This window comes from Streptomyces sp. CNX435 (assembly GCF_059570575.1).
Window position 1 is genome coordinate 78,107 of sequence record NZ_JCANTA010000026.1, and the last position, 22,551, is coordinate 100,657.

At 71.9% G+C, this 22,551-nt stretch carries 18 protein-coding genes; 8 read left to right on the plus strand and 10 right to left on the minus strand.

Annotated features, from left to right (window positions below; genetic code table 11):
* Nucleotides 1-38: 38 nt before the first annotated feature.
* The 10 genes from T328_RS30805 to T328_RS30850 form a co-directional block, all read right to left on the minus strand.
* Entirely contained in the window at nucleotides 39-446 is a 408-nt protein-coding gene (locus T328_RS30805) for a DUF1257 domain-containing protein (RefSeq protein ID WP_496499512.1), read from the minus strand.
* A 12-nt stretch (nucleotides 447-458) separates the two neighbouring features.
* Nucleotides 459-2,054: a Ycf46 family AAA ATPase gene (locus tag T328_RS30810; RefSeq protein WP_496499513.1), complete on the minus strand. Its 1,596-nt coding sequence runs from the start codon at nucleotides 2,052-2,054 to the stop codon at nucleotides 459-461.
* Entirely contained in the window at nucleotides 2,051-4,045 is a 1,995-nt protein-coding gene (locus T328_RS30815) for a WD40 repeat domain-containing protein (protein WP_496499514.1), read from the minus strand. Before T328_RS30815 ends, T328_RS30810 begins: the two co-directional genes overlap by 4 nt.
* Before the next feature lie 7 nt (nucleotides 4,046-4,052).
* Nucleotides 4,053-4,340, minus strand: a complete 288-nt coding sequence (locus T328_RS30820) for a hypothetical protein (protein WP_496499515.1) — start codon at nucleotides 4,338-4,340, stop codon at nucleotides 4,053-4,055.
* Entirely contained in the window at nucleotides 4,337-6,526 is a 2,190-nt protein-coding gene (locus T328_RS30825; RefSeq protein ID WP_496499516.1) for a WD40 repeat domain-containing protein, read from the minus strand. Before T328_RS30825 ends, T328_RS30820 begins: the two co-directional genes overlap by 4 nt.
* Nucleotides 6,527-6,532: 6 nt before the next feature.
* Entirely contained in the window at nucleotides 6,533-7,102 is a 570-nt protein-coding gene (locus T328_RS30830; protein ID WP_496499517.1) for a 4Fe-4S single cluster domain-containing protein, read from the minus strand.
* Complete coding sequence (locus T328_RS30835; protein WP_496499518.1) at nucleotides 7,099-7,311, minus strand: DUF2997 domain-containing protein; 213 nt, start codon at nucleotides 7,309-7,311, stop codon at nucleotides 7,099-7,101. Before T328_RS30835 ends, T328_RS30830 begins: the two co-directional genes overlap by 4 nt.
* A gap of 22 nt (nucleotides 7,312-7,333) precedes the next feature.
* Nucleotides 7,334-8,947 carry an Hsp70 family protein gene (locus T328_RS30840; RefSeq protein ID WP_496499519.1) on the minus strand — a complete coding sequence of 538 codons (1,614 nt, stop codon included), beginning with the start codon at nucleotides 8,945-8,947 and terminating at the stop codon, nucleotides 7,334-7,336.
* Nucleotides 8,947-9,474 carry a nucleotide exchange factor GrpE gene (gene grpE / locus T328_RS30845; protein ID WP_496499520.1) on the minus strand — a complete coding sequence of 176 codons (528 nt, stop codon included), beginning with the start codon at nucleotides 9,472-9,474 and terminating at the stop codon, nucleotides 8,947-8,949. Before grpE ends, T328_RS30840 begins: the two co-directional genes overlap by 1 nt.
* Before the next feature lie 88 nt (nucleotides 9,475-9,562).
* Nucleotides 9,563-11,674 carry a glycoside hydrolase family 36 protein gene (locus tag T328_RS30850; protein WP_496499521.1) on the minus strand — a complete coding sequence of 704 codons (2,112 nt, stop codon included), beginning with the start codon at nucleotides 11,672-11,674 and terminating at the stop codon, nucleotides 9,563-9,565.
* Nucleotides 11,675-11,724: 50 nt separating this feature from the next.
* Between T328_RS30850 and T328_RS30855 the strand changes: the two genes are divergently transcribed.
* From T328_RS30855 to ybiA, 8 genes are all read left to right on the plus strand, one after another.
* Nucleotides 11,725-12,810 carry a LacI family DNA-binding transcriptional regulator gene (locus tag T328_RS30855; protein ID WP_496499522.1) on the plus strand — a complete coding sequence of 362 codons (1,086 nt, stop codon included), beginning with the start codon at nucleotides 11,725-11,727 and terminating at the stop codon, nucleotides 12,808-12,810.
* A 147-nt stretch (nucleotides 12,811-12,957) separates the two neighbouring features.
* Entirely contained in the window at nucleotides 12,958-14,280 is a 1,323-nt protein-coding gene (locus T328_RS30860; RefSeq protein WP_496499523.1) for an ABC transporter substrate-binding protein, read from the plus strand.
* Nucleotides 14,281-14,310: 30 nt separating this feature from the next.
* Nucleotides 14,311-15,273 (plus strand): carbohydrate ABC transporter permease, encoded by a 963-nt coding sequence (locus tag T328_RS30865; RefSeq protein ID WP_496499524.1) that lies wholly within the window; start codon nucleotides 14,311-14,313, stop codon nucleotides 15,271-15,273.
* On the plus strand, nucleotides 15,270-16,103 hold the full coding sequence (locus tag T328_RS30870) for a carbohydrate ABC transporter permease (protein ID WP_496499525.1): 834 nt from the start codon (nucleotides 15,270-15,272) through the stop codon (nucleotides 16,101-16,103). The genes T328_RS30865 and T328_RS30870 overlap by 4 nt, the downstream gene beginning before the upstream one ends.
* 69 nt (nucleotides 16,104-16,172) lie before the next feature.
* Complete coding sequence (locus tag T328_RS30875) at nucleotides 16,173-18,926, plus strand: hypothetical protein (protein WP_496499526.1); 2,754 nt, start codon at nucleotides 16,173-16,175, stop codon at nucleotides 18,924-18,926.
* Nucleotides 18,927-18,967: 41 nt separating this feature from the next.
* Nucleotides 18,968-20,257 (plus strand): RICIN domain-containing protein, encoded by a 1,290-nt coding sequence (locus T328_RS30880; protein WP_496499527.1) that lies wholly within the window; start codon nucleotides 18,968-18,970, stop codon nucleotides 20,255-20,257.
* Between the two features lie 159 nt (nucleotides 20,258-20,416).
* Nucleotides 20,417-21,787: an immunoglobulin-like domain-containing protein gene (locus T328_RS30885; RefSeq protein ID WP_496499528.1), complete on the plus strand. Its 1,371-nt coding sequence runs from the start codon at nucleotides 20,417-20,419 to the stop codon at nucleotides 21,785-21,787.
* A 169-nt stretch (nucleotides 21,788-21,956) separates the two neighbouring features.
* A complete protein-coding gene (gene ybiA, locus T328_RS30890) occupies nucleotides 21,957-22,505 on the plus strand; it encodes a riboflavin biosynthesis intermediates N-glycosidase (RefSeq protein ID WP_496499529.1) in 549 nt (182 codons plus the stop codon).
* The last annotated feature ends 46 nt before the right edge of the window (nucleotides 22,506-22,551 follow it).

Sequence of the window (22,551 nt, forward strand, 5' to 3'; positions counted from 1 at the left end):
CGCTGACCCCTGACCGCGGACTGCTGACCGCTTACCACTTACCGCACCCGGCGCAGGACCAGGCGCACGGTTCCGTCCCGTTCGGTGATCTCCTCGGCGAGGTGGAAGCCCTCTTCGGCGAGCCGGGCCGTGGTGGCGTGGTAGGCGTGGCGCGCGGTGAGTCTGCCCAGCCAGGCCGTGTCGTGTGTGCGGCGGTCGTAGTCGCTGATCACGGCGCTGAAGCGGCCGTCCTCCCGGTGGAGGAAACCGATGTCGTTCGACAGCCGGCCGATGTGCTTACGCCGGACGATCACGTGTGCCGTGTTCTGTCGCCGGTCGCCGCGGTAGCCGTGCAGCGGCTGAGCGGTGTCGTGCACCTCGACCTCGCGGTACCCGACGTCCGCGAGGGCGGCGCACAGCGCGTCGGTGTCGGTCAATGCCGTGTTGAGCACGCTGAAATGAGACATGCGACGACTCCGTCACTTCTGGAATTCACCGGGTTCGTGGGGCTCGTACGGTTCGAGCGGGTCGAGAGGAACGACGAACCGGCTTTCCGCCTCCCTCGTCTCGGCAAAGGACGCCGACTGCGCCCGGCCCTCCCGCAACCAGGCGCGCAACGCGCCGATCGTCTCGCGCTGCGACACCGACAACGGCACCTGCCGGGCGAGCGCGGTGAGAATGTCGCCGGTGGTGAATTCGCGACCCTCGTTGAAACCCACGTACATGGCGTCCACGACGGCCTGCTCGATTTCCGCGCCCACGTAGCCTTCCGAACTGCGGGCCAGCGCCGCGACGTCGAAGTCCGCCGGCAGCCTTCTGCGTTTACGCAGGTGCACCTCGACGATTTCCGCACGTTCGTCGGCGATCGGCAGGTCGAGGAAGAAGATCTCGTCGAAGCGGCCCTTGCGCAGGACCTCGGGCGGCAGACTGGCGACGTCGTTGGCGGTGCCGACGACGAAACACGGCGCGGTCTTCTCCTGCATCCAGGTCAGGATGGTGCCGAACACCCTGGTACTGGTGCCGGAATCGCCGCCGCCGTGCGCGAGCGCCTTCTCCATCTCGTCGATCCACACCACGCACGGCGCGACCGTCTCCGCGAGCCGCAACGCCCGGCGGGTGCGTTCCTCGGCCTCCCCGACCAGCGAACCGAAGAGCGCACCGACATCCAGCCGCAGCAGCGGAAGCCGCCACAGCCCGCCGATCATCTTGGCGGTGAGGCTCTTGCCGGTGCCCGGAATCCCGATCAGCGCGATGCCCTTGGGCGCGGGCAGACCGTAGTCGCGGGCCTCCTGGGTGAACGCCCGCTCCCGCAGCCGCAGCCACTTCTTGAGCACGTCCAGCCCGCCCACGTCGTCGGGGGTCTCGTGCACCGGATAGAACTCCAGCGCCTCGCTCTCCCTGATGACGTCCTTCTTCTCCTGCACGACGGCCTCGATGTGCCGGTCGTCGAGCGCGTTGTCCCGGACGATCGCCTTGGCGTACGCGCGGCGTGCCTGCGCGGCCGTCATACCGAGCGCCGCCTGCCCGAGCTTCTCCCGGCCGGCCGGGGTGAGGTCGACCTTCACGCCCGGTGTCGCCGTCAGCCCGCCCAGCACCTCGTCCAGCTGCCCGCGGTCCGGCAGCGGCAGCCCGATCACCACGGCCTCGTCCCGCAGTTCCTCGGGCACCGTGCGGTTCGGCGAGATGACGATGACCGACTTGCGGGTGAACTTCAGCCGCTGCACCGCGCTGCGCAGCTTGCGTTTCACCTGCGGATTGGTCCAGCAGTCGTGGAAGTCCTTGAGTACGAAGACAGCCCCGTCCTCGGCCTTTTCCACCTGCTCGATCACCGAAATCGGGTCGCGCGCGGTGGGCAGGGCCCCGCCCTGGCCGTGCAGCGCCTCGAATCCCTCGGCGAGATCCCACGCGAAGCATCGGCGGCGCCCGCGTTCGCACACGGCGCGAACCGCCTCCAACGCCCGTTCCTCCTCCACCGTCACGGCCACGATCAGGGTGTACCGCGCGCGCAGGTACAGGTCGAGGTCGATCTGGAAACCCACCGAATACCCCCAAGCCCCTTTGCTGACCAGCCTCATGAACGTAGCCGACCGGACGTTCCCCGGTCGATCTCGATGTCGCTGCCGCCGGGCGCGCCGGGCGCGGCGTCGCCCAGCTCGACGTCGTGCCGCCGGCGCCACCGCACCAGCCCGGCGACGAGCCGCGCCCAGGCGCGTTCCCGGTCGTCGGTCACGGCCTCCGGCAGGTCGTACGTGTCGGTGCCGAGCGCGCCGGCCGGCGTCCGGGTCGCCGCCCACACCGCCGGATGCGTGAGGCGCCACAGCAGCGCGGCGCTGCCCTCACTACTGATGTTCCGGTGCGCGCCGGTGGCGAGCCGGGTGCCGTCGGGGGAGAACGCCAGGTCGGTGATGATCCCGAGTCCGGTGTGGCCGGTCAGGGTGCCGGCGGGCTCCCCCGAGGGCAGCCGCCACAGCCGTACGGTCATATCGCTGCCCCCACTGGCCAGCAACGTCCCGTCGGGCCGCACCGCGACGCGCGACACCCACGACTTGTCCTTGTGCCCGGTCAGCACGCCCGCGGGCGCTCCCGACGGCAGCTGCCACAGCCGCACCGCGCCCTCACCCCCGGCGCTGACGAGCAGCTTGCCGTCCGGGGTCACCGCCAGGTCCATCACGCTGGAGCGCTCGGCCTCGATGACGCCGGCCGGCTCACCGGAGGGCAGCCGCCACAGCCGAATGGTGCCGTCCCTGCCCCCGCTGGCCAGCAACTCGCCGTCCGGTGTCGTCGCGAGGCAGTGCACCGCGCCCTTGTGCCCGGTCAAGAGACCCGCGGGCTCGCCGGCGGACAGGTTCCACAGCCGCACGGCCGGCCTGCGCCGCCCGAGGGTCGCCGCGAGCCCTCCACCCACCGGTGACACGGCGATCCGGTGCAGCCGCTCGGGGGACGGCAGGAGCTCCGGTTCCCGCCACGGTGGTCGCCACACGAGGAGGCCCTCACCACCTGCGCCGACCAGGAACCGGCCGTCCGGCGTGGCAGCCAGGTCGACGGCACCTTCCGGGAGACCGGGTACCCCGGTCTGCAGGCGGGTGAGGTGCTGCCGCTCCGCCCGGCGGATCTCCCACTCCGTCGTGCCGGCGAGCGCCACCAGATCGGTGGCCGGTACGGCCAGCACGTCGTTGATTCCGCTGATGTCGCTGCGGATGGCCGAGAAGCCGGTCCCGGGTTCCTCGTCCATCCGGTACGTACGGAGGTCACCGCCGGCGTTGCCGACGACCAGCATCGAGCCGTCCGCGGTGAACGTCAGGCTCACGCTCCCGTGGCCGCTGCCGCCCAGCCGGCAGGTCGGCTCGGGGCTGAGCAGCCCCGCGGACAGCTCGTCGGAGCAGGCGTCGGTCAGCGTGGTCAGCTCGTCGAATCCGGCGGCATCCGGGCCGTCGGGCGGTCGCCATCCCCGCCGGCCCAGCTCGCGGAGGATGCGCGCCCCCCAGACCGGCGGGGCGTGCTGTACGAGCCGCCACAGCTCGTCCAGACGTCCGGTGGCGATCAGGATGCCGATCGCGGCGTCCCACTCCGCCTCCGACACGTCGGCCGTGCCGGGACCGGGCCGTGCGGGGGCGATCGCCCGTACCCATTCGATCCGTCCGGACTCGCGGGCGCGCGCGGCCAGCCGGGCACGCAGCGGGCCGTCGGCGACGGCCCGCACCGCCGCCAGCATCGTGCCGTCGAAGTCGAGTTCGGCGTAGGCGTCGAAGTCGCCGGCCAGGAACAGCAGGGTCGCGCGGCGGGCGGGGTCGGAGTGCCGGTGGCCGGCCTCGTCGATCAGCGCGGTCAGCCGCGGGTCGCCGTACGTCAGCGGCGCCTCGCACAGCGCGTCGATCGCGGCCTGGTCGGTGAGCCCGCGCAGACCGCGCTCGGCGATCTCCGCGAGCTGCCCGTCCGCGCCCTGCAGCAGCACCCGGACCAGCGTGCGGGCGGCTTGCGGAGTGCCCGCTTCGGCGAGCCGTTGCGCCTCGCGCCGGCGACGGCGTGCCCCGAACAGCCCTCGGCCGTCGATCAGGTCGTCGCTCATCCGTCGCTCACCTCGATGTCGGTCGTGCCCAGGATCCGGCCGGGGTCGGCGACCTCCACAGCCGGGTGTCGCCGTCGTCGCCGCCGGTGGCGACCAGCGCGGTGCCCGCGATCGACACGACCGCGCGATCCGGGCTGCCGCCGTACGCCGCCGCCAGCGCCCGTACGGCCGCCGGCGTGCGCAGCGCCGCCAGTCGGTGCGCCGCGCGGCGGCGCCGCCGGGCGCCGAACAGCGCCCCGCGGGCGTCCACTTCGGCGGCCAGCCGGGCGGTCTCGTCGTCCTCGACGCGGCTCACTCCCGAAGCTCGATGTCGGTCGCGGCGGCTGCTGTCGAACCGTCACCGATCTCCACGTCGTGCCGGTGACGGCGCCAGGCCATCCTTGCCATGAGATCCACCCAGGGCTGCCCGGCAACGCCCGCGGACGCCCGCAGTTGCTCGACCATGGCGGGTCCGAGCCGGCCTGCCGGGATGCGCGCCTGCGACAGGACCGCGGGCTGCCACAGCCGGAGCGAACCGGCGTTGCTCGCGGCGACCGCGTATCCGCCGGGTGTAACGGTGAGCGAGGTGACCTCCGACCCGAGTCCTTCCGGCGCGTCGGCGGGCTCCCCGGAAGGCAGCCACCACGCCCGCAGGCGGCCGTTGCGGCTGCCGCTGATCAGGAAGCGGCTGTCCGCCGTGACCGTGAGGCGAACGACCTCGTCCTCGTGGTCGATATCCCAGGAGACCGGGCGCTTGTGGACCTCCAGCACGCCCGCAGGCTCACCGGACGGCAACCGCCACAGGCGCACCGTCCCTTCGCTGCCCGCAGTGGCCAACAGGCTGCCGTCCGGGGTGATCGTCAGACTCATGAGGTTGCCCGCATGAGCGGTGAACGAGCTTGCGACCTCGCCAGAGGGCAGATGCCACAGCGCCATCTCGCCGTTCCCCCGGGGCGGCCACGGCTCCTGCAGTCTGCCTGCCAGCAAGCTGCCATCCGGCGCGAGCGCCACCGGGCCGTAGCCGAATATCCGCTCCCGCAGGCGGCCGGACGGCATCTCCCACAGTTGGACATTCCCTCTTCCCAGGCCGGCCGCGAGTTCCCGGCCGGGGGTGGCCACGACGCCGGCCATGGAGCCGAGGAAATCCTCCGCGGTACGGACCTTGCGCAGCCCCGGCCACTCCCACACGATCGGCTTGCCTTCGTAGCTCATGGAGAACAGCCTTGTGCCGTCCGGCGAGAGCAGGAGGTTCGCCCGCGTTTCGTGCGCTCGCGCCAGCTCCGCGCCGTCCCGCAGCCGCCAGGAAGTCATCGCGGCCGAACCGGTCGCGACGAGAGCACCTTCGCCGATGACGATCGACGTGACGGTGCCGGGGCTCGCGTAGATCCGGTGGAGCCGCCGCACCTCGGGCAGCGACCACACCGTGATCACTCCGCTGTCGTCGCCGGCGGCGAGCACCTCGCCGTCGTCGGAGACGGCGAGGGCACGAACCGCACGGGCTCCTCCGGGATCGAGTAGCAGACGGTCCACCGGATACCGGTCGCACCGTTCGGCGAGCCCGATGAGCGCTTCGCAGTCGGCCCGCTCCGCCGCCGGCTGCGGGAGCCATCCGGACGAGCCGAGGTCCCGCAGGAGCCGTACCGCCCAAAGTGGGGGTGCAGCCAGGGCCAGCCGCCACACGTCCGCCCACCGCCCGGCGCCGACGAGCGTGGCGCGCGAGGTGTTCCACTCGTCGTCGGACAGCGCCGCGAGCCGCTCGTCGGAGCGGTCGAGCGTCACCGCGCGCACCCAGTCCAGCCGACCGGTCCGCCGCGCCACCGCGGCCAGCCGGGCGCGCAGATCCGGTTCCGCCGCCTCGTGCGCGGCACGCAGCAGGCGCCCGTCGAAGTCCACTTGTCCGTAGGCATCCAGCTGTTCGGTGAGGAACAGGAGCACGGCGCGGCGACCGGGGTCCTTCGGCGCGAACCCGCCGGCGACCGCCGCATCGAGCGCTGCCGCGCTTCCGCCGTCGATGGCCGCCGCACACACGTGCTCGCGGGCCTCCTGGGTGCCCAGCCCGGCCAGCGCGGCGGCGGCCCGGGCGCGTAGCTGCGGGTCGCGGTCGCCGTCGGCGATGCCGACCATCGACTGCACGGTCGGCTCGTCGCCGCCCAGCACGTCCGGGCGGCCGACCCGGAGCGCGGTGCGCACCCGTACATGCGGTGGATGTGAGGCGATCCAGCCGTTCCGCTCCACCAGCCGGTCGAGTTCATCGCTGCGCCGATAGCTCCAGACCTGGCACACCGCGTCGATCGCGCCCTGGTCGTCCAGCCGCGCCAGCGCCCGCCGCGCGACCTCGCGCCCGCCGCGGTCGTAACCTCTGGCCAGTTCCTCGGCCAGGGCGCGCACGGCGTCCGGCGTCCCCGCCCTGGCCAGTCGCCTCGCCGCGCGCCGTGGCGAGATCAGCAGCGACTCGCCGGATCTGAGGAAGCGGGCCAGCCGTTCGACCTTCTCGTCGCGCATCGCCGCTCACCACCCCGTGGGCGGGTCGATGCCGGTCAGCGTCACCCTGCCGTCGGGTCGCACGATGACCTCGGCCTCGGGCACGGCGTCGAGATCGGCGCGGGTGTAGCGATCCGAGAACAACTGGACGGACTTATCGGACGATCCGCGCAGTCCGGTGGCGACCCGCAGCTCCTGCCGGTACCGCCCGGCCAGCAGCACGTCGACGCAGCGGCGCAGCTCGTCGAGTTCGCGCATCCGCTGTACCTCGGGCCAGTCGTAGCCGGTGAACAGGATCGTCGACAGGCTCGTCCCGCTACGTATCCGCCGCAGCAGTTCCAGCACGGCGCCGCGCTGCTGCAACGGCTCGCCGCCGGTGATCGTGACGCCCTCGACCCGGTCCGCGAGCCCGGCCACGCGCCCGTACAGCTCGGCCACTTCGACCTCCTCGCCCGCCCGGTCGTGGGTCTCTGGGTTGAAGCACCCCGGGCAGCCCAGGGTGCAGCCCTGCACCCAGATGACGGCCCGCGTGCCCGGTCCGTTGGCGACGCTGAACGGTTCGAACCCGTGCATCCGCAGCCGCGCGGGCACGGTCACGTCTGCGGTCCGCGCCGGAGGTGGTCCGGCACCTGCTCGTCGGTCACCGCGTAGGCGTCCGCCGTGAGTTCGCGGGTGACGACCTCGCCGCCGAGCGCCTCCTCCAGCGCGGCCGTCAGGTCGAGGCAGCCGCGGCCGGGGACGCCGTGGACCTCGATCCGTGTCGTGCCGTCCGGCGCTATCGCCACCTCGATCTCCTGGAACTCCACGGTGTTCTCCTTACCCCGCAGGTCAGGTCAGTTTCACCACCGGGAAGTCCCGGTGTGTCAGCCGTCCGCTCACGAGATCGTAGGCCGTCAGCAGCAGCCGCTTGTTGCCGTCGATGCCGAACTCGACCCGGAACCGGGCCTGCCCCGCCGTCGCGGCGGGATCGGCGCGCAGGAAGGTCGGGCTGTGCTCGTTGAGCCAGAACCGGTGGCGCTCCTCGTCGGCCGGGACCGTACGCACCCGCCACGCTCCGGACGGGTCGCACACCAACTCGGTGTTCTCGCCGCCGCCGCGGTGCCGGCTCAGCTCGTAGATCGCGATACCCAGCTCGGTCTGTCCGTCGTGGGTGGCGTTCACGGTCATGGTATGCACCGGCTCGGTGCTCGGGTAGGCGGTGCCCGCGGTGACGCAGGTGCGGTATTCGTAGCGCCCGGCCTGCCGGTCGAACCAGCGGACCGCGTAGTCGTGCTGGATGTGGTCGTAGAAGTCGGTGCCGGCGGCGAACGCCGCCGCCCCGCGCGCGACCGCGTCCAGGGGGCGCTCGGAGAGCACCCGGTCCCGCCCGAAGATCCGCTCCAGCGTCCGCCGTACCGAGGGGATCAGGCTGCTTCCCCCGACCATCAGCACGGCCGCCAGGTCGTCCTCGTCGTAGCCCCGGTTCGACGCGTCCCGTACCGCTCTGCGGACCACGCGGTCGATGCGGGAGAACAGCTCCCGGCGGTCCAGCAGTTCCTCGAACGACACGAGCCGCCGATCGCCCCGCGCGGCGCCGTCCCGGACCAGTTCGAGGCCGAGCGCCGCGCCGGTGTCCGGGTCCAGCACGCTGATCTCGGCGTGCTCCCGCGCGGACAGTGTCTCCTTTGCGCGCTCGCACTCCACCAGCAGCGCGCGGCTGAGGCGCCGTACGTCGTCGTCGCTGTCGTGACGGTCGTTGCGCGCCAGCAGCTCCTCGAAGATCCACTGGTCGACGGTGGCGCCGCCCAGCTCGTCGCCGGCCTTGCCGAGCACCCGGCACGTGCGCCCGGTCGCCGCGCGCTCCTCCTCGTCCTGCACCCGGACCACGGCGGCCTGCACCGTGCCGCCGCCGAAGTCGAACATCAGGTAGACGTGCCCAGGCTGGATGTGCGCGCCGTAGCCCAGTGCCGCCGCGGACGGCTCGTCGATCAACCGGTAGCGGCTCAGGCCCGCGGCCTCGGCGACCTCGCCCAGCCAGTTCTCGTAGTGCTCGAAGGACTCCACCGGCGCGGTCAGCGCGACCTCCTCGCCCTCGGCTCCCGTCTCGACCGCGGCGAACGCCAGCACCGCGGAGAGGAAGTCGCGGCCGGCTTCGGCGGGGGAGACCTGCCGCCCGTTCGCCGCCATCGTCAGGGGGCTGCGGTTGCCGACGTAGCGCTTCATCCACCGGAACGTGCCGGCGGCGTGGTAGAGGTTCCGGGCCAGCACCTGTTCGCCGAGGAGCCGCCGCCGGTCTCCGGTGTAGTGGATCAGGGACGGCACCACGGGCACCCGGTCACCACCCTGCCCGAACGACCGCCCGTAGTCGGTCAGGCGCACGGCCGATCCCTGACCGGCCGCCTCGTCCCAGAGCGCGACCACGGTGTTGCTGGTGCCGAAGTCGACCCCCAGGCGGCCCGCCATCAGGACTCCCGGTCCGCGGCGACCGGTTCGACCCCGGCCCGGCGCAGGACGCGGTCCCCGTAGCACAGGCCGACCACCCGGATCCGTACGAGCGTCCCCGCCTCCGGTGTGCTGCTCATGCTCAGGGGGTCGTGCCGGTCCGGATCGAACGCGACTTCCTCGCCGAGCGTGCCGAAGGCGTCCACACCGGCCGCGCGCAACGCCCGCAGCAACCGCGCACCGACCGCGACCACGTCGTCCGTACGCACCTGCACGCTGCCGCTGTCGTGCAGCTGAGCCTGCGTCGCCAGCTGGACCAGCGCGGCTCCCATGGCCTCCACCAGCTGCTCGACGCGAGCATGCCCCTCGCGCGCCGCCTCGTCCTCCGACGAGCCCCGGGCCCGGTCCAGGTCAGCTCGCAGCCGCCGCACCGCCCCCTCGCGCTCGGCCAGCGCCAGCCGGCACTCCTGGAGCTCCCGCTCCAACTCCAGCTCCCGGCCGGCCCCGTGTCGCCCGGCCCGCCACCGTCGGCGGAGTTCTCCCCACACGCGACAGAACATACAGAACGCGCCCCGGCGGGAACAGACAGCGCCCGGCCGGCCCTTCACCCGCTGGTCGCCGGAGGTGTCAGTGCATTCAGGTGGTCAGACGCAGCAGCAATGCCGTGGGGGTCCGGGGGAGGGTGACCGTCAGCTCGCCCGGGGCGGTGGACCAGGTCGCGGTGCCGGGCGGTGTCGTCGGGTACAGGATGTCCACGCGGGCGGCGAGGCCCTGGAGATGGGGCAGGGGCAGGGTGGTCCCGGCGGGCTCGCCTTCGCGGTGCCACACCGTGACGTACGTGGTGTGGCCGGCCCGCATGCCGAGGGCGAGCCAGGGGTCGGTCCAGCCGGGGAGGCCCAGGGGCCAGAAGGGAACAGCCTGCGGCAGGTCGTGGCGGATCCGTTGGTAGACCTTCATCGCGTCGCGGACGAGGCCGAGTTGGGTGTCGGACATGCGGTCGAGGTGTCCGGAGAGGTGGATCCGGCCCAGCAGGGCGCCGGTCAGGAGGAAGGCGTTCTGGTCGGTGGTGAACTCGGGCTGCGCGTACGCCCAGACCGCCGCCTGCTCGGGCGGCACCGCCGTCGGGGCGGCGGCGGCGATCGGGGGGTAGCGGTGGTAGTCCTGCTGGTCGCTGGTGGACTGCACCTGTGCGACGCGCAGCATCGCGCCGTCCATGCGCATGCCGCCGGAGGCGCAGTTCTCGACGACGAGGTCGGGGTACCGGTCGAGGACGGAGCCGAGCCAGTCCAGGTAGGCGCGGGCGTGTCCGAGCAGGCCGTCGCCGGGGCTGTCGGCGCCGTTGCCGTCGGTGCCGTGCGGCACGCTGATGTTGTAGTCGAGCTTCAGGTAGCCGATGCCCCATGCGCCGACGATCCGGTCGACGGTCTCGTTCAGGTGCCCCACGGCCGCGGGGTGGCGCAGGTCGAGATGGTGGCGGCCGTGTTCGCGGATGCGTACGCCGTCGCGGCGGAAGAACGCCTCCGCGGGGAGCTTGCCGGCGAGCGGGCTGCGTATGCCGACGACCTCGGGCTCCAGCCACAGGCCCGGCACCATGTCGTGGTGGCGGATGCGGTCGAACACCTCGTGGATGCCGCGCGGGCCGGGGAAGCGGCTGGTGGCGGGCTCCCAGGCACCGACGCTGTCCCACCAGCCGGCTTTCGCGTCGTCGTACCAGCCGGAGTCGACGACGAAGTACTCCGCGCCGGCCCGGGCGGCGGCGTCGACGAGGGGCAGCAGCTTGGCCGTCGTCGGGTCACCGGACAGGGTGTTCATGTAGTCGTTGAAGACGACGGGAAGCGCGTGGTGGTCGCGGTGCGGGCGGCGTATGCGCCGGCGGTACGCGGTCAGCGCGGCGAGGGTGCCGTCGAAACCGTCGTCGGTGACGGCCAGCGCCGCGGGCTCGGTGCGGAAGCGCGCGCCGGGCGGCAGGCGCCGGCGCCACTGGTGCTCGGTGTCGGTCGGGCCGTGCAGCGCCAGGTACGTGCCCTCCTCGCGCTCGCCGCACTCCCAGCTCCAGCCCGCGGCCGTCTCGATCTGCCACATCCAGCAGCGCCCGCCTGTGCGCCGCGTGAGGGCACCCATCGGGAGGTGGCCGTCCGTGGTCCAGCTGCCGCGGCTGCTGAAGCCGATGCGTCCGCGGCTGTCGTGCTCGTGGGCGGCGCGATGCAGGTCGGGGAGGTGCTCGCGCAGGGGGCGGCGGCGCCAGCGGCACTCGGCCAGCCAGTCGTTGTCCGCCCCGTGCAGGTCGAGGTCGTCGGGCGCGGGAAGCCCGCCGAGGGTGAGGGAGGACACGGCGAGCAGCGTGACCGGCTCCATCCCCTCGTTGGTGACGTGGACCTGCGCGCGTACGACGGGCTGCCCTTCGAAGGAGTCGAGGAGCAGTTCGGCGGCGAGGCCGCTGTCGTCGTCGGTGAGGCGGATGCGCAGGCGGTGCCGGTCGTCGTCGCGGTCGGTGTCGTAGCCGCTCAGCCGTAGCCGGGCGCCGATGGCGGTGTCGATGGAGCGGCGCCCGGACCAGGTGCTGCCGTGCCCGAGTGCCAGCACCTCGATGACCGGGGTCGCCTGCGGCAGGGGGAGGCGCGGGCTGTCCGGGGGGCCGAAGCGTACGGTCCGCAGGGAACCGTCGGCTGCCGGGGCGAACTCGACGGTCAGGGCGGAGTGGCCCCAGCGGATGCGCTCGTCGGCATCCGTCGCAGCGATACCGGACAATGCTTGCCTCCTGATGAATTGGCCGTTTCGGTTCTCTTGACGACCCCCGTGTGACCGGTCACAATCCTGCCGTGAATGTGACCGGTCACACAAGGAGTCAGGGCGGCCCGCGGTCGGTGAGCATCCGCGACGTCGCCGTGACGGCCGGGGTGTCGTACCAGACCGTCTCCCGGGTCATCAACAACCACCCCAGCGTGCGGGCGAGCACCCGGGAGCGGGTCGAGGCGGTCATCGCGGAACTCGGCTTCCGGCGCAGCGCCACCGCGCACGCGCTGGCCAGCGGCCGGTCCCGGTCGGTCACGGTGCTCACCGCGAACACCACGCACTACGGGTACGCGGCCGTCCTGCAGGGCGTCGAAGAAGCCGCGCGGGCCGCGTCGTTCTCCGTCGGCATCAGCGTGCTGGAGTCCGAGGACCCGCACGTGGTGCGGGAGGCCCTGATCCGGGTCACCGACGCCGGCGGCGGGCTGATCGTGATCGCGTACGACCGGGCCGGCGTCCGGGCCCTGGGGCTGGCGCCCGCCGACGTGCCCCTGGTGGCCGCCGTGGAGACGCCCGCCGAGCCGCCCGCCGAAGGCAGCCCGTGGGTGTGGACCGACGACCGCGCGGCGGCCCGCGAGGCCACGGAGCACCTGCTGGGACTCGGCCACCGCACCGTGCACTACCTGGCGATCCCCTCCAGCACGCACAGCGAGGGCGATTCACAGCGCGCGGCCGGGTGGCGGGAGGCGCTCACCGCCGCGGGGGTGCCCGCCCCGGACGCCGTCGGATGCGGCTGGACCCCGGCCGACGGCTACGCGGCGGGCCGAACGCTGGCCGAGGATCCGAACGTGACGGCGGTGCTGTGCGGGAATGACGACCTGGCACTCGGCATGCTCCGCGCCCTGCGTGAGGCGGGGCGCGACGTCCCGGGCGAGGTGAGCGTCGCCGGCTTCGACGACGCGCCGCACGCCGCGTTCCTCGCGCCGTCGCTGACCACCGTACGACTGGACTTCACCGGCGTCGGGCGCGCCTGCTTCTCCCTCCTGCACGGCCTGGTCGAGCAGGGCGACCCCGTCGCACCGCACCCCCTGGACACACCGCGGCTGATCGTCCGGGAGAGCACCGGCCCGGCGACCCGCCGCCCCGAGAACTGAATCAAGCCCGGCTCCGCCGACCCCGACCCCCCACTCTCCGGTACAGCGCCATACGCAGGCCCCGGCCAACCGCACCCGCGGCGATCCGCCCGCGTCGCACCGCCGCTCGGCCGTTCCGTACCCACCCGCAGCCTTCCGGAGTCCCCGATGCCAAGGACCACTTGCTGGACAGCCCTCCTCTGCGCCTCCGCCCTCGCTCTGACCGCGTGCAGTGACAGCACCGCGGGCACCTCGCCCGAAGGTGCGGGTGAGCGGTCGCGGGTCGACCCGACCGCCCGCCTGGACGGCGTCGAACTCACCTTCTGGACCGCGCAGAACACCGCGACCGCCGCCGACGAGGTGATCGAGGCGTTCGAGAAGAAGACGGGCGCCGAGGTGCACACCGAGGCCATCCCCGACCTGTACGAGCAGAACGTGCCCACGCGGCTGGCCAGCGGCGACAAGCCCGACCTGATGTTCTGGCAGCCCAGCATCAGCACCCTGCCGTTCGTCCACCCGGAGCGGAACCTGCTGCCGCTGGACGGCGAGCCGTGGGAGCGGCGGCTGGGCCCGATCGAGAAGTCCCTCGGCGTCATCGACGGCACCCGCTACGCGGCGATCGTCACCAGCCCCGCGATGCTCGGCGTCTACTACAACAAGGCCGTCTTCGCCGAGGCCGGGCTCACCGAAGAGGATCACCCCACCAGCTACGACGAGTTGCTCCAGGTCGCCCGCACCATCGAGGAGCGCACCGACGCGGACGCGTTCTACGAAGTCGGCGGCGACAAGTGGCCGCTGCAGTGGCAGGTTCAGGTCCAGCTCACCGACCAGCCGGACAGCTGGTGGGAGGGCCTGAACCGCAACGAGGAGTCCTGGACCGACCCGGCCGTCGTCGACGCCGTCAAGCGCTACAAGGAGGACCTGCTCGACTCCGGCCTGGCCCAGGAGGACTACAAGACCGGCACCTTCACCGGCCAGGGCGAGGCCGTCTGGGACGGCTCCTCCGCCATGGCCCTGAACGTCACCTCCTACCAGTCCCAACTGCAGGCCCAGCACAGCACGAAGGAGATCGACGAGAACATCGGCTGGTTCCCCGTCGCCAACTCCGACGCCCGCGGCCTGTACTCGCCGGACCAGACCAACGGTGTCGTCGCCCTGAAGACGGGTGACGAGAAGCGGCAGGACGCGGCCCGGCAGTTCCTCGCCTTCTGGCTGGGGCCGGGCTACGAGGACTACATCGCGGCCCGGCAGATCCCTTCCGTCCGGCCGGACGTGCCCCAACCCGACGGGCTGCCGCAGACGGCCGCCGACCAGGTCGAAGCGCTGCCCGACGCCTACGGCGTGTTCCAGGCCCGCGCCATCGTCGCCCCCGAGCTGCACGTCGCCCTCGCCGACATGATCTTCGGGGAGCGTACGCCGCAGGAGGTCGCCGAGTTCGTGCAGGACCAGTTCTCCGAAATCGCCCAGTCCCAGGGCGCCGAGGGTTTCTGACCCACCAGGACGCGTAGAGAGGACTTCACCGTGGCGCACACCGCCACCGGCCGGGCCGCTACCGCGCGGAAGGCCGGGCCCGGGTCGCGACCGGCTCCCGGGCGGGCCACCCGCGGCGGGAGCCGACGCCCCGGGCGGGTCTCCGCCGCCGCCGTCCACCACCCCTGGTGGTTCGCCCTCCCGGCCGTCATCGTCTTCGGCGGGTTCTTCCTGCTGCCGAACCTGCTCAACTTCTGGTATCCCTTCACCGACTGGTCCGCCCACCACAGCGAGATCCGCTTCCTCGGCCTGGACAACTTCCGCCGCGTGGTCGACGACGGCACCCTGTGGCGGGCCATCCGCATCACGCTCGTGTACGCGGTCCTCGCCGCGTTCTTCCAGAATCTCTTCGGGCTGGTGCTGGCGCTGCTGCTGGAGCGGGACACCCGCTTCAACCGCCTCTTCCGGGCCCTGTTCTTCCTGCCCGTGCTCATCTCCGCGCTCGGCGTCGGCTACCTCTTCCAGGCGCTGCTGAACACCGACGGCGCCGTCAACGAGGCGCTGGGCACGTCCGTCCCCTGGCTCGGCGACACGACCTGGACCATCGTTCTCGTCTCCGCCATCCACGGCTGGAAGTGGATGGGCCTGGCCATGCTCATCTACCTCGCCGGGCTCAAGGGCATTCCCACCGAGATCACCGAGGCCGCACGCGCCGACGGCGCCGGACCGTGGCGGATGTTCCGGTCGGTGCGCTTCCCGATGCTCGCGCCCGCCGTCACCTTCAACGTCACCACCTCGCTGCTGGGCTCGATGAACACCTTCGACATCGTCCAGGCCACCACGGCCGGCGGCCCCGCATCCAGCACCGAAGTGATGAACATCTACATGTTCCGCGTCTTCGGCCAGGGCCTGTACGCCCAGGCGTCGGCGATGAGCCTGGTGCTGTTCCTCATCGTCATCGCCATGGCCGTCCCCCTCATCACGGGGCTGCGACGGCGGGAGGCCATGCTGTGACCGCATACGGCCCACTGTGGCGCCGGCTGCGCCCGGCCATCGTGATCCTGCTGGCCCTCGTCGCCATCGGCGTGCCGCTCTGGCTGGTGCTGGCGACCTCGGCCAAGCCGCAGCGCGAAGCCGTCCGGCCCAACCTCGACCCGCCCGGCGACTGGCAGCCGGCCGCCAACTACGCGGACGCGTATCACGAGGGCGAGATGCTGCGCGGGTTCCTCAACAGTCTGCTCGTCATCGTCCCGGCCGTCGTCCTGGTGCTCGTCCTCGGCGCCGCGGCGGCCTGGGTCTTCGCCCGCCGCCGCGGCAAGCTCGTCGCCGCGGCGTACGCCGTGTGCATCAGCGGCCTGCTGCTGCCGCCGGCGATCATCACGATCGTCCTGGAGCTGCGCCAGCTCGGCCTGGCCGGCACCCGGCCCGGGATGATCGCCGTCTACACGGCGATGTACCTGTCCACGTCGATCTTCTTCATGACCGGGTTCATCCGCGCCATCCCGTACGAGCTGGAGGAAGCCGCCCGCATGGACGGCGCCCGGCCGCTGAAGATCTTCCTGCGCATCATCCTCCCCCTGCTCCGCCCCGTCATCGCCACCGCAACGATCATGGTGATGCTCTACGCCTGGAGCGACATCTTCTACGCCTTCTTCATCCTCGGCGGCGGCGACGACGCCACGCTGCCGATCAACCTCTACCAGGTCGCCAGCGCGCAGCTCTACCTCAACAACTGGCACCTGATCTTCGCCTACATCGCCCTGATGAGCCTGCCGATGATCGCCGTCTTCGTCGTCGCGCAGCGGAGCATCGTCTCCGGCATCACCGGCGGAGCCGTCAAGTAGGCGCGGAAACGCTCGACCGCACCGCACCGCACCGGGACGAATCGCTGTCGGACACAACAGGAGACCCCCATGAGAAGACCGTTGCACAGACGGGCCGCGGCCGTCACGGCAGCCGTGGTCACGGCGGCCGTGACGGCCGCGGCGACGCTGGTGGCGCCGGGCGCCGCCGGGGCGGCCCAAGCCGAGGTGCTGGGCGTCGACTTCGCCCGGACGACGGGGGAGTTCCGCGGCGGCGCGAGCGGCACGCTCTACGGCTTCGGGGACGACGGTTCCCCCACGCAGGCCGTCATCAACGGCGCGCACATCACCAACTCGTCGCAGAAGCCGCCCGGGGGCCTGCAGCACCCGTCGGGAGACGCACTGCGCATCGAGGACGGGTTCTTCGACAAGCACGGCCGGGAGCTGGCGGTCTACCTCCAGGACTTCTACCCGGACTGGCCGTACCACGCGGCCGAGCGCCCCGAGGACACCCGCACCTATGACCAGTCCGACGGCTCCTGGACCGAGGGCGGCAACGGCACCTGGGACTACCTGGAGGTGGTGCGCCACGTCGTGACCCGGATCGCCACCGAGACCGATCACCCCGAGAAGTACCTCCTCATCCCCTTCAACGAGCCGGACTACATCTGGTATCAGGACTGGTCCGCCATGAAGGACCGGTTCACGGCGGACTGGACCACGGTCTACGAGCTCGTCCACGAGATCTACGACCGGGAACTCGGCGGCGAGGTCGATCCGCGCATCGGCGGCCCCGGCCACTCCCGCTGGCACGGCTCCGCCGAGCCGGACCCCAACCGGCGCGAACGGGACATCCTCGCGTACACCGCCGCCCACGACGTCCGCCCGGACGTCTACGTCTGGCACGAGCTGGGCGGCTCCGACCCCGACCTCTTCCGCCGGCACATGCGCGAGTTCCGCACGCTGGAGGACGAGCACTACGGCACCGGCTCCGAACTCCCCGTCACCATCAGCGAGTGGGGCGTACTGCAGGACATGAGCGTGCCCGGCAGCATCGTCCGCTGGTTCGCGGCGTTCGAGGAGGAGAAGGCCGACGCGCAGACCGCCTACTGGAACTACGCCGGGAACTTCTCCGACAACATGGCCCGCGCCAACGGCGCCAACGGCGGCTGGTGGATGTTCAAGCTCTACGGAGACCTCGCCGGCTCGGACACCGTACAGGTGACGCCGCCGAACCCGGACCAGCCCAAGTCGCTGCGCGGCATCGGCGCCGTCGACGAGCAGAACAAGAAGGCCACCCTGCTCTACGGCGGCACGGACGCCGACGTGACGCTCGACGCCGGTGGGCTGAGCCCGGCCGTCTTCGGCGCCAGCGTGGACGTCGAGGTCCGCGAGATCGCGCTCACCGGCGCCGAGGGCATCCAGGGCACCCCGCGCGTGGTGCGGGCGGACGACGGGGTGCAACTCGCCGAGGACGGCACCCTGCCGGACCTCACCGTCCCCACCCGCGACGAGGACGCCGCCTACCAGGTCGTCATCACCCCCGACCAGCAGCGGGACGTCGAGCAGTCCACGGCGGCCCAGCCGTGGACCACCGAAGTCGAGGCGGAGGACACCCAGCTGGCCGACGCCTCCGTACGGGACGCGGCCGACCAGGCGTTCCAGGCGTCCGGCGACACGGACGTGGCGTCTTTCAACCGGACCGGGTCGCGCTCCGACTTCGCGGTCGACGTGCCGAGGGACGGGACGTACCGCCTCCAGGTGATCGGTTCCGCACCGGCACCCGGCCGCCACGCCCTCTTCGTCGACGACCGGTTCAGCACGACGGTGCAGTACGCCGCCGACCTGTCCGAGCGGGACAAGTGGAACTACCGCGGGAGCGCCGAGGCGGAGGTCGAACTGCCCGCCGGCCGGCACACGCTGTCGCTGCGCGCCAGCCGGGACGGCACCACGGCGCTGCCCAACAGCGACATCACCCTGGACAAGTACGTCCTCACCGACGTCACCGACGGCGAGCCGACCGCCTACCCGGCGAGCACGATGCGCCTCCAGGGCGGTGCCCTCATGGACTACGACGACCCGGCCACGGCCGGGAGCGCGCACATCGCCGGCGACGGACAGCGCGCCGAGACGTACGTGACCGCATGGGAGTCCGGCTACCACGACGTCACCGTCGACTTCTCCAGCTCCGGGGCCACGTCCGGCGCCCTGCGCGTCAACGGCGTCGAGGCCGGCTCCTTCGCGGCCACGGATGCCGGCACCTGGAGGTCGACGGTGCAGGTGCACCTCGCCGAGGGTGTCAACGAACTGGAGATCAGCTCCGGCGGTGGCATCGACCTCGCCACGGTCACCGCCACCCGGAACGAGCAGGCGGACGCCGCCGCCGTCACCGTCGAAGCCGAGGACGCGGTCCTCCACGGGGCGGCCACCGTCACGACACTGCCGGAGGAGTCCGGCACCAACGCCTCCGGCGGCGCGTACGTCGGCCAGCTCGGCAACGACACCGCCAACACGCTGGAGATCGAACGCCGGCCGGGCTTCGACAAGCCGGGCGCGTACACCGCCGTCGTCCGCTACGCGAACGCCGAACTCCTAGGCGACCACCCTTACAACCCGCAGGTCGTCGACCGCCGCCTGCAGATCTCCGAAACCGGCGCGGACGGCAACCCGGCCACCGGCATGTTCCGCTACAACCACCACTGGCACAGCTTCTGGGAGCGCTCGATCAGCGTCACCCTGACGACCACCGACGGCCCGCTCACCCTGGGCAACGACGAGCCGGGCGCCTGGGCGCCGGACATCGACTCGGTCACCATCGCACCGGTCACCACGGGTGACTTCCGCACGACCCCACAAGGGTCCTGAGCACACACCGATCCCCCCCCACATCTCCAAGGAGTCCTTTCATGGCTCAGTCAAGGCGCACATTCCTCACCGCCGCCGCCGCGGCCGGAGCAGGCGCGGCGTTCTTCGGGTCACGGGCCGCCGCCGCGGTCGCGGACGGGCCGAAGGCGCAGAGCACGCTCCAGATCGACGTGAGCACGCCCCTGCGCCCCGTCAGCCAGGTCGGCAGCGGGATGCTCTACGGCCTGGCGCTTCCCGACCGCCCGCCGCTGGACCTGCTCCTGCCCCTGAAGCTCAACACCCTTCGCCAGCCGCCGCCCAACCACGAGCACTTCCCCAACGGCGAGACCCAGCACGTCGGCGACCCCCTGGACATCGGGCCCAACGCCGTGGCGGCCGGCGCGGACATGACCATGGACATGGCCGACCACTTCGACGGCTTCCCCTACTACTGGACGAACTGGGACGACTGGCTGGGCCGCGTGGACCGGATGATCGCCGACCTCCAGGCCCGCCCCGACATCACCAACGTCACCGCATGGGAGATCTGGAACGAGCCGGACTACACCTGGTCGGACGCCGCCGGAGACTTCAACGAGGGCTGGGCCCGCACCCACGAACGCATCCGCGCCAGCGACCCGGACACCGACATCATGGGCCCCAGCATCACCCACTGGAACCGCACTATGATGCGGGACTTCCTCACCGCCGCCATGGCCTCGGGCACCGTGCCGGAGGTGGTCTCCTGGCACGAACTCTCCGGCTGGCAGGGCGTCGACACCCACATCCGCGACTACCGCGCGCTGGAGCAGGAGCTGGGCATCGGCCCGCTGCCCATCTCCCTCAACGAGTACGCAAGCCGCGACGAGATCGACGTACCCAGCACCGTCAACCACTACATCGCCCAGTTCGAACGCGAAGGCGTGCGCGACGCCGAGCGCGCGTTCTGGTACGAGGCAGGCACGCTCAACGGCCTGCTGCACCAGAACCAGCCGACCGCCTCGTACTGGATGTACCAGTGGTACGCCGAGCAGAGCGGCGACATCGTCCAGGTCACACCGACCCAGTACAACGACGCCGTCGCCGCCTACGACGCGGAGACGCGGCAGGTCAGCATCGTCTTCGGCGGTGAGGCGGGCGACAACAGCGTCCGGGTCGACGGACTGGCCGATTTCGGCTCCTCCGTGACCGCCACCCTGGAGTACACGCCCGGATCGGGACGCACGACGGTCGTCCAGGCGCCGACCGAGGTGTTCACCGAGACCTACGCCGTGACGGACGGAGGCGTCACCATCCCCATCGCCGGCGAGGATCACCTCGGCGCCTACCGCCTCCTCGTCGCCCCCGCCTGACCGGCCTCTCGGCCGCCGCCGACCCGGCGGCGGCGGCCCCGGGCAGGCTGTGGCGCGCTCGCCCTCTTGACCGCTCCGGTGGGCCCTTCTACCGTTTGGCCGGTTTGCCGACCGTCGTTCGGTATGTCGAGCGATGCTACGTCGTCGAGAGGACCCGACGTGAAGTCCGTCCGCGCCCGTTCCCGCGTCTGGATACCGTGCCTCCTGGCCCTCTCGGCGGTCCAGGTGGCGATGCCCGGAGCCGCCGCCGACGCGCCGCCTCCCCGGCCCTTCGGCCTCACCCTCGACGAGCGACTGGACAGGGCCGCCGACACGCTCACCGTCTGGGACGCCGACGATGTCCGCGGCAACCTCACCCTGCCGAACCGGGGCCCCCACGGCGCCCGCGTCTCCTGGACGTCCACCGACCCCTCGACCGTCTCCCCGACCGGCGAGGTGCACCGCCCCGCCCACGGCGAGCGCCCCTCCCCGGTGACCCTCACGGCCACCGTCGGACTCGCGGACCGCCGGACCGAGCGGCGCTTCGAGCTGACGGTGCGCCCGCTGCCGGAGAAGCGACCGATGAAGGGCTACTTCTTCCCCTACTTCGCCGGGGAGCAGTACGCCGACGGCGAGCAGATCTTCTTCGCCGCCAGCCGCGGCAACGACCCGCTGCACTGGGACGACCTGAACGGCGGCCGGTCGGTCCTGACCTCCTCCCTGGGCGAGAAGGGCGTACGCGACCCGTTCGTCATCCGCTCCCCGGAGGGCGACAAGTTCTACCTCCTCGCCACCGACCTCAAGATTCACGACGGGCAGGGCTGGGACCACGCGACGCGGCACGGCAGCAAGTACATCGAGGTCTGGGAGTCCACCGACCTGGTGCACTGGTCCGAGCAGCGCCACGTCCGGGTCTCCGCCGACACCGCCGGCATGACCTGGGCACCCGAGGCCACGTACGACGAACGACTCGGCGCCTACGTCGTCTACTGGGCGTCGAACCTCTACCGCGCCGACGACCCCGACCACCAGGAAACCGTCAACACCCGCCTGATGTACGCCACCACCCGCGACTTCCGTACGTTCTCCAAGCCCCGCGTCTGGAAGGACACCGGCGCCAACTCCATCGACGCCACCGTCATCCGCGACGGACGGCACTACTACCGCTTCAGCACGGATGACGGCGTCATCGGCTCCTGCACCGCCGACATCGTCCTCGAACGCTCCCCGTCCCTCACCGCGGTCGACCTCCCCCAGACCGAACCCCGGAACTGGGAGTTGGTGGACGACTGCCTCAGAACCGACTTCGGCATGGGCTGGCTGGAGGGCCCGACAGCCTTCAAGTCGAACACCGAGGACCGCTGGTACGCCTTCATGGACGAGTCCTCCGGCCGCGGATACACCCCCTTCACCACCCGTGAACTGGACGATCCGGACTGGAGCATCCCCGACGACTACGACATGCCCGCCCGGCCCCGCCACGGCACGGTCCTGCCGGTCACCAAGGCCGAACTGAACCGCATCCGAGCCGCGTTCCCGCCCGCCCCCTGACGGGCACGCGCGCCCCCGCGGTCGCGGACCCGACGCGGCGGGTCCTCGTTGCGGAATCGGCGCCATGAGGACGGTTCGACTGCTTCGGGGGGAAACCACACAGCAGCCGCCGGTCGGCCCGCGGGGACGCTACCGTCAACTACTGTGCCGGGCAGGGGAAGGGGCGGCGATGAACACCGAGCAGCGCACCGTGGCCGGGGTACGGGAGGCCGTGCAGCAGGGGCGCCGGCTGAAGTACCTCTTCTTCTGGGGACACCGTCCCCGGCGCGAAGGCGTGGTGGACGCGGCCTGCCTCAGCCAGTGGTGGCCGGCGGCGTTCGAGGTGGACGGCATCGACTATCCCACCGCGGAGCACTGGATGATGGCCGCCAAGGCGCGGCTGTTCGGCGACGACGCGGCGGCGGAGCGCATCGTCGCGGCCCGCCATCCGGGGGAGGCCAAGGCCGAGGGCCGGAAGGTGCGGGGGTTCGACGAGGCGGTGTGGGAGGCACACCGATACGACCTCGTCGTACGGGGCAACGCGGCCAAGTTCGGCCAGCACGAAGATCTCGGCGCGTATCTCCGCGGCACCGGTGACCGGGTGCTGGTGGAGGCGAGCCCGGTGGACCGTGTCTGGGGCATCGGCATGGCGGCGACCGACGACCACGTCGAGGATCCGGAGACGTGGCGAGGGCTGAACCTGCTCGGCTTCGCGCTGATGGACGTACGCGCCCGGTGACGTCGCCACGCGGAGGCGGCGGCGAGCGGCGGACACGACCGGTGCG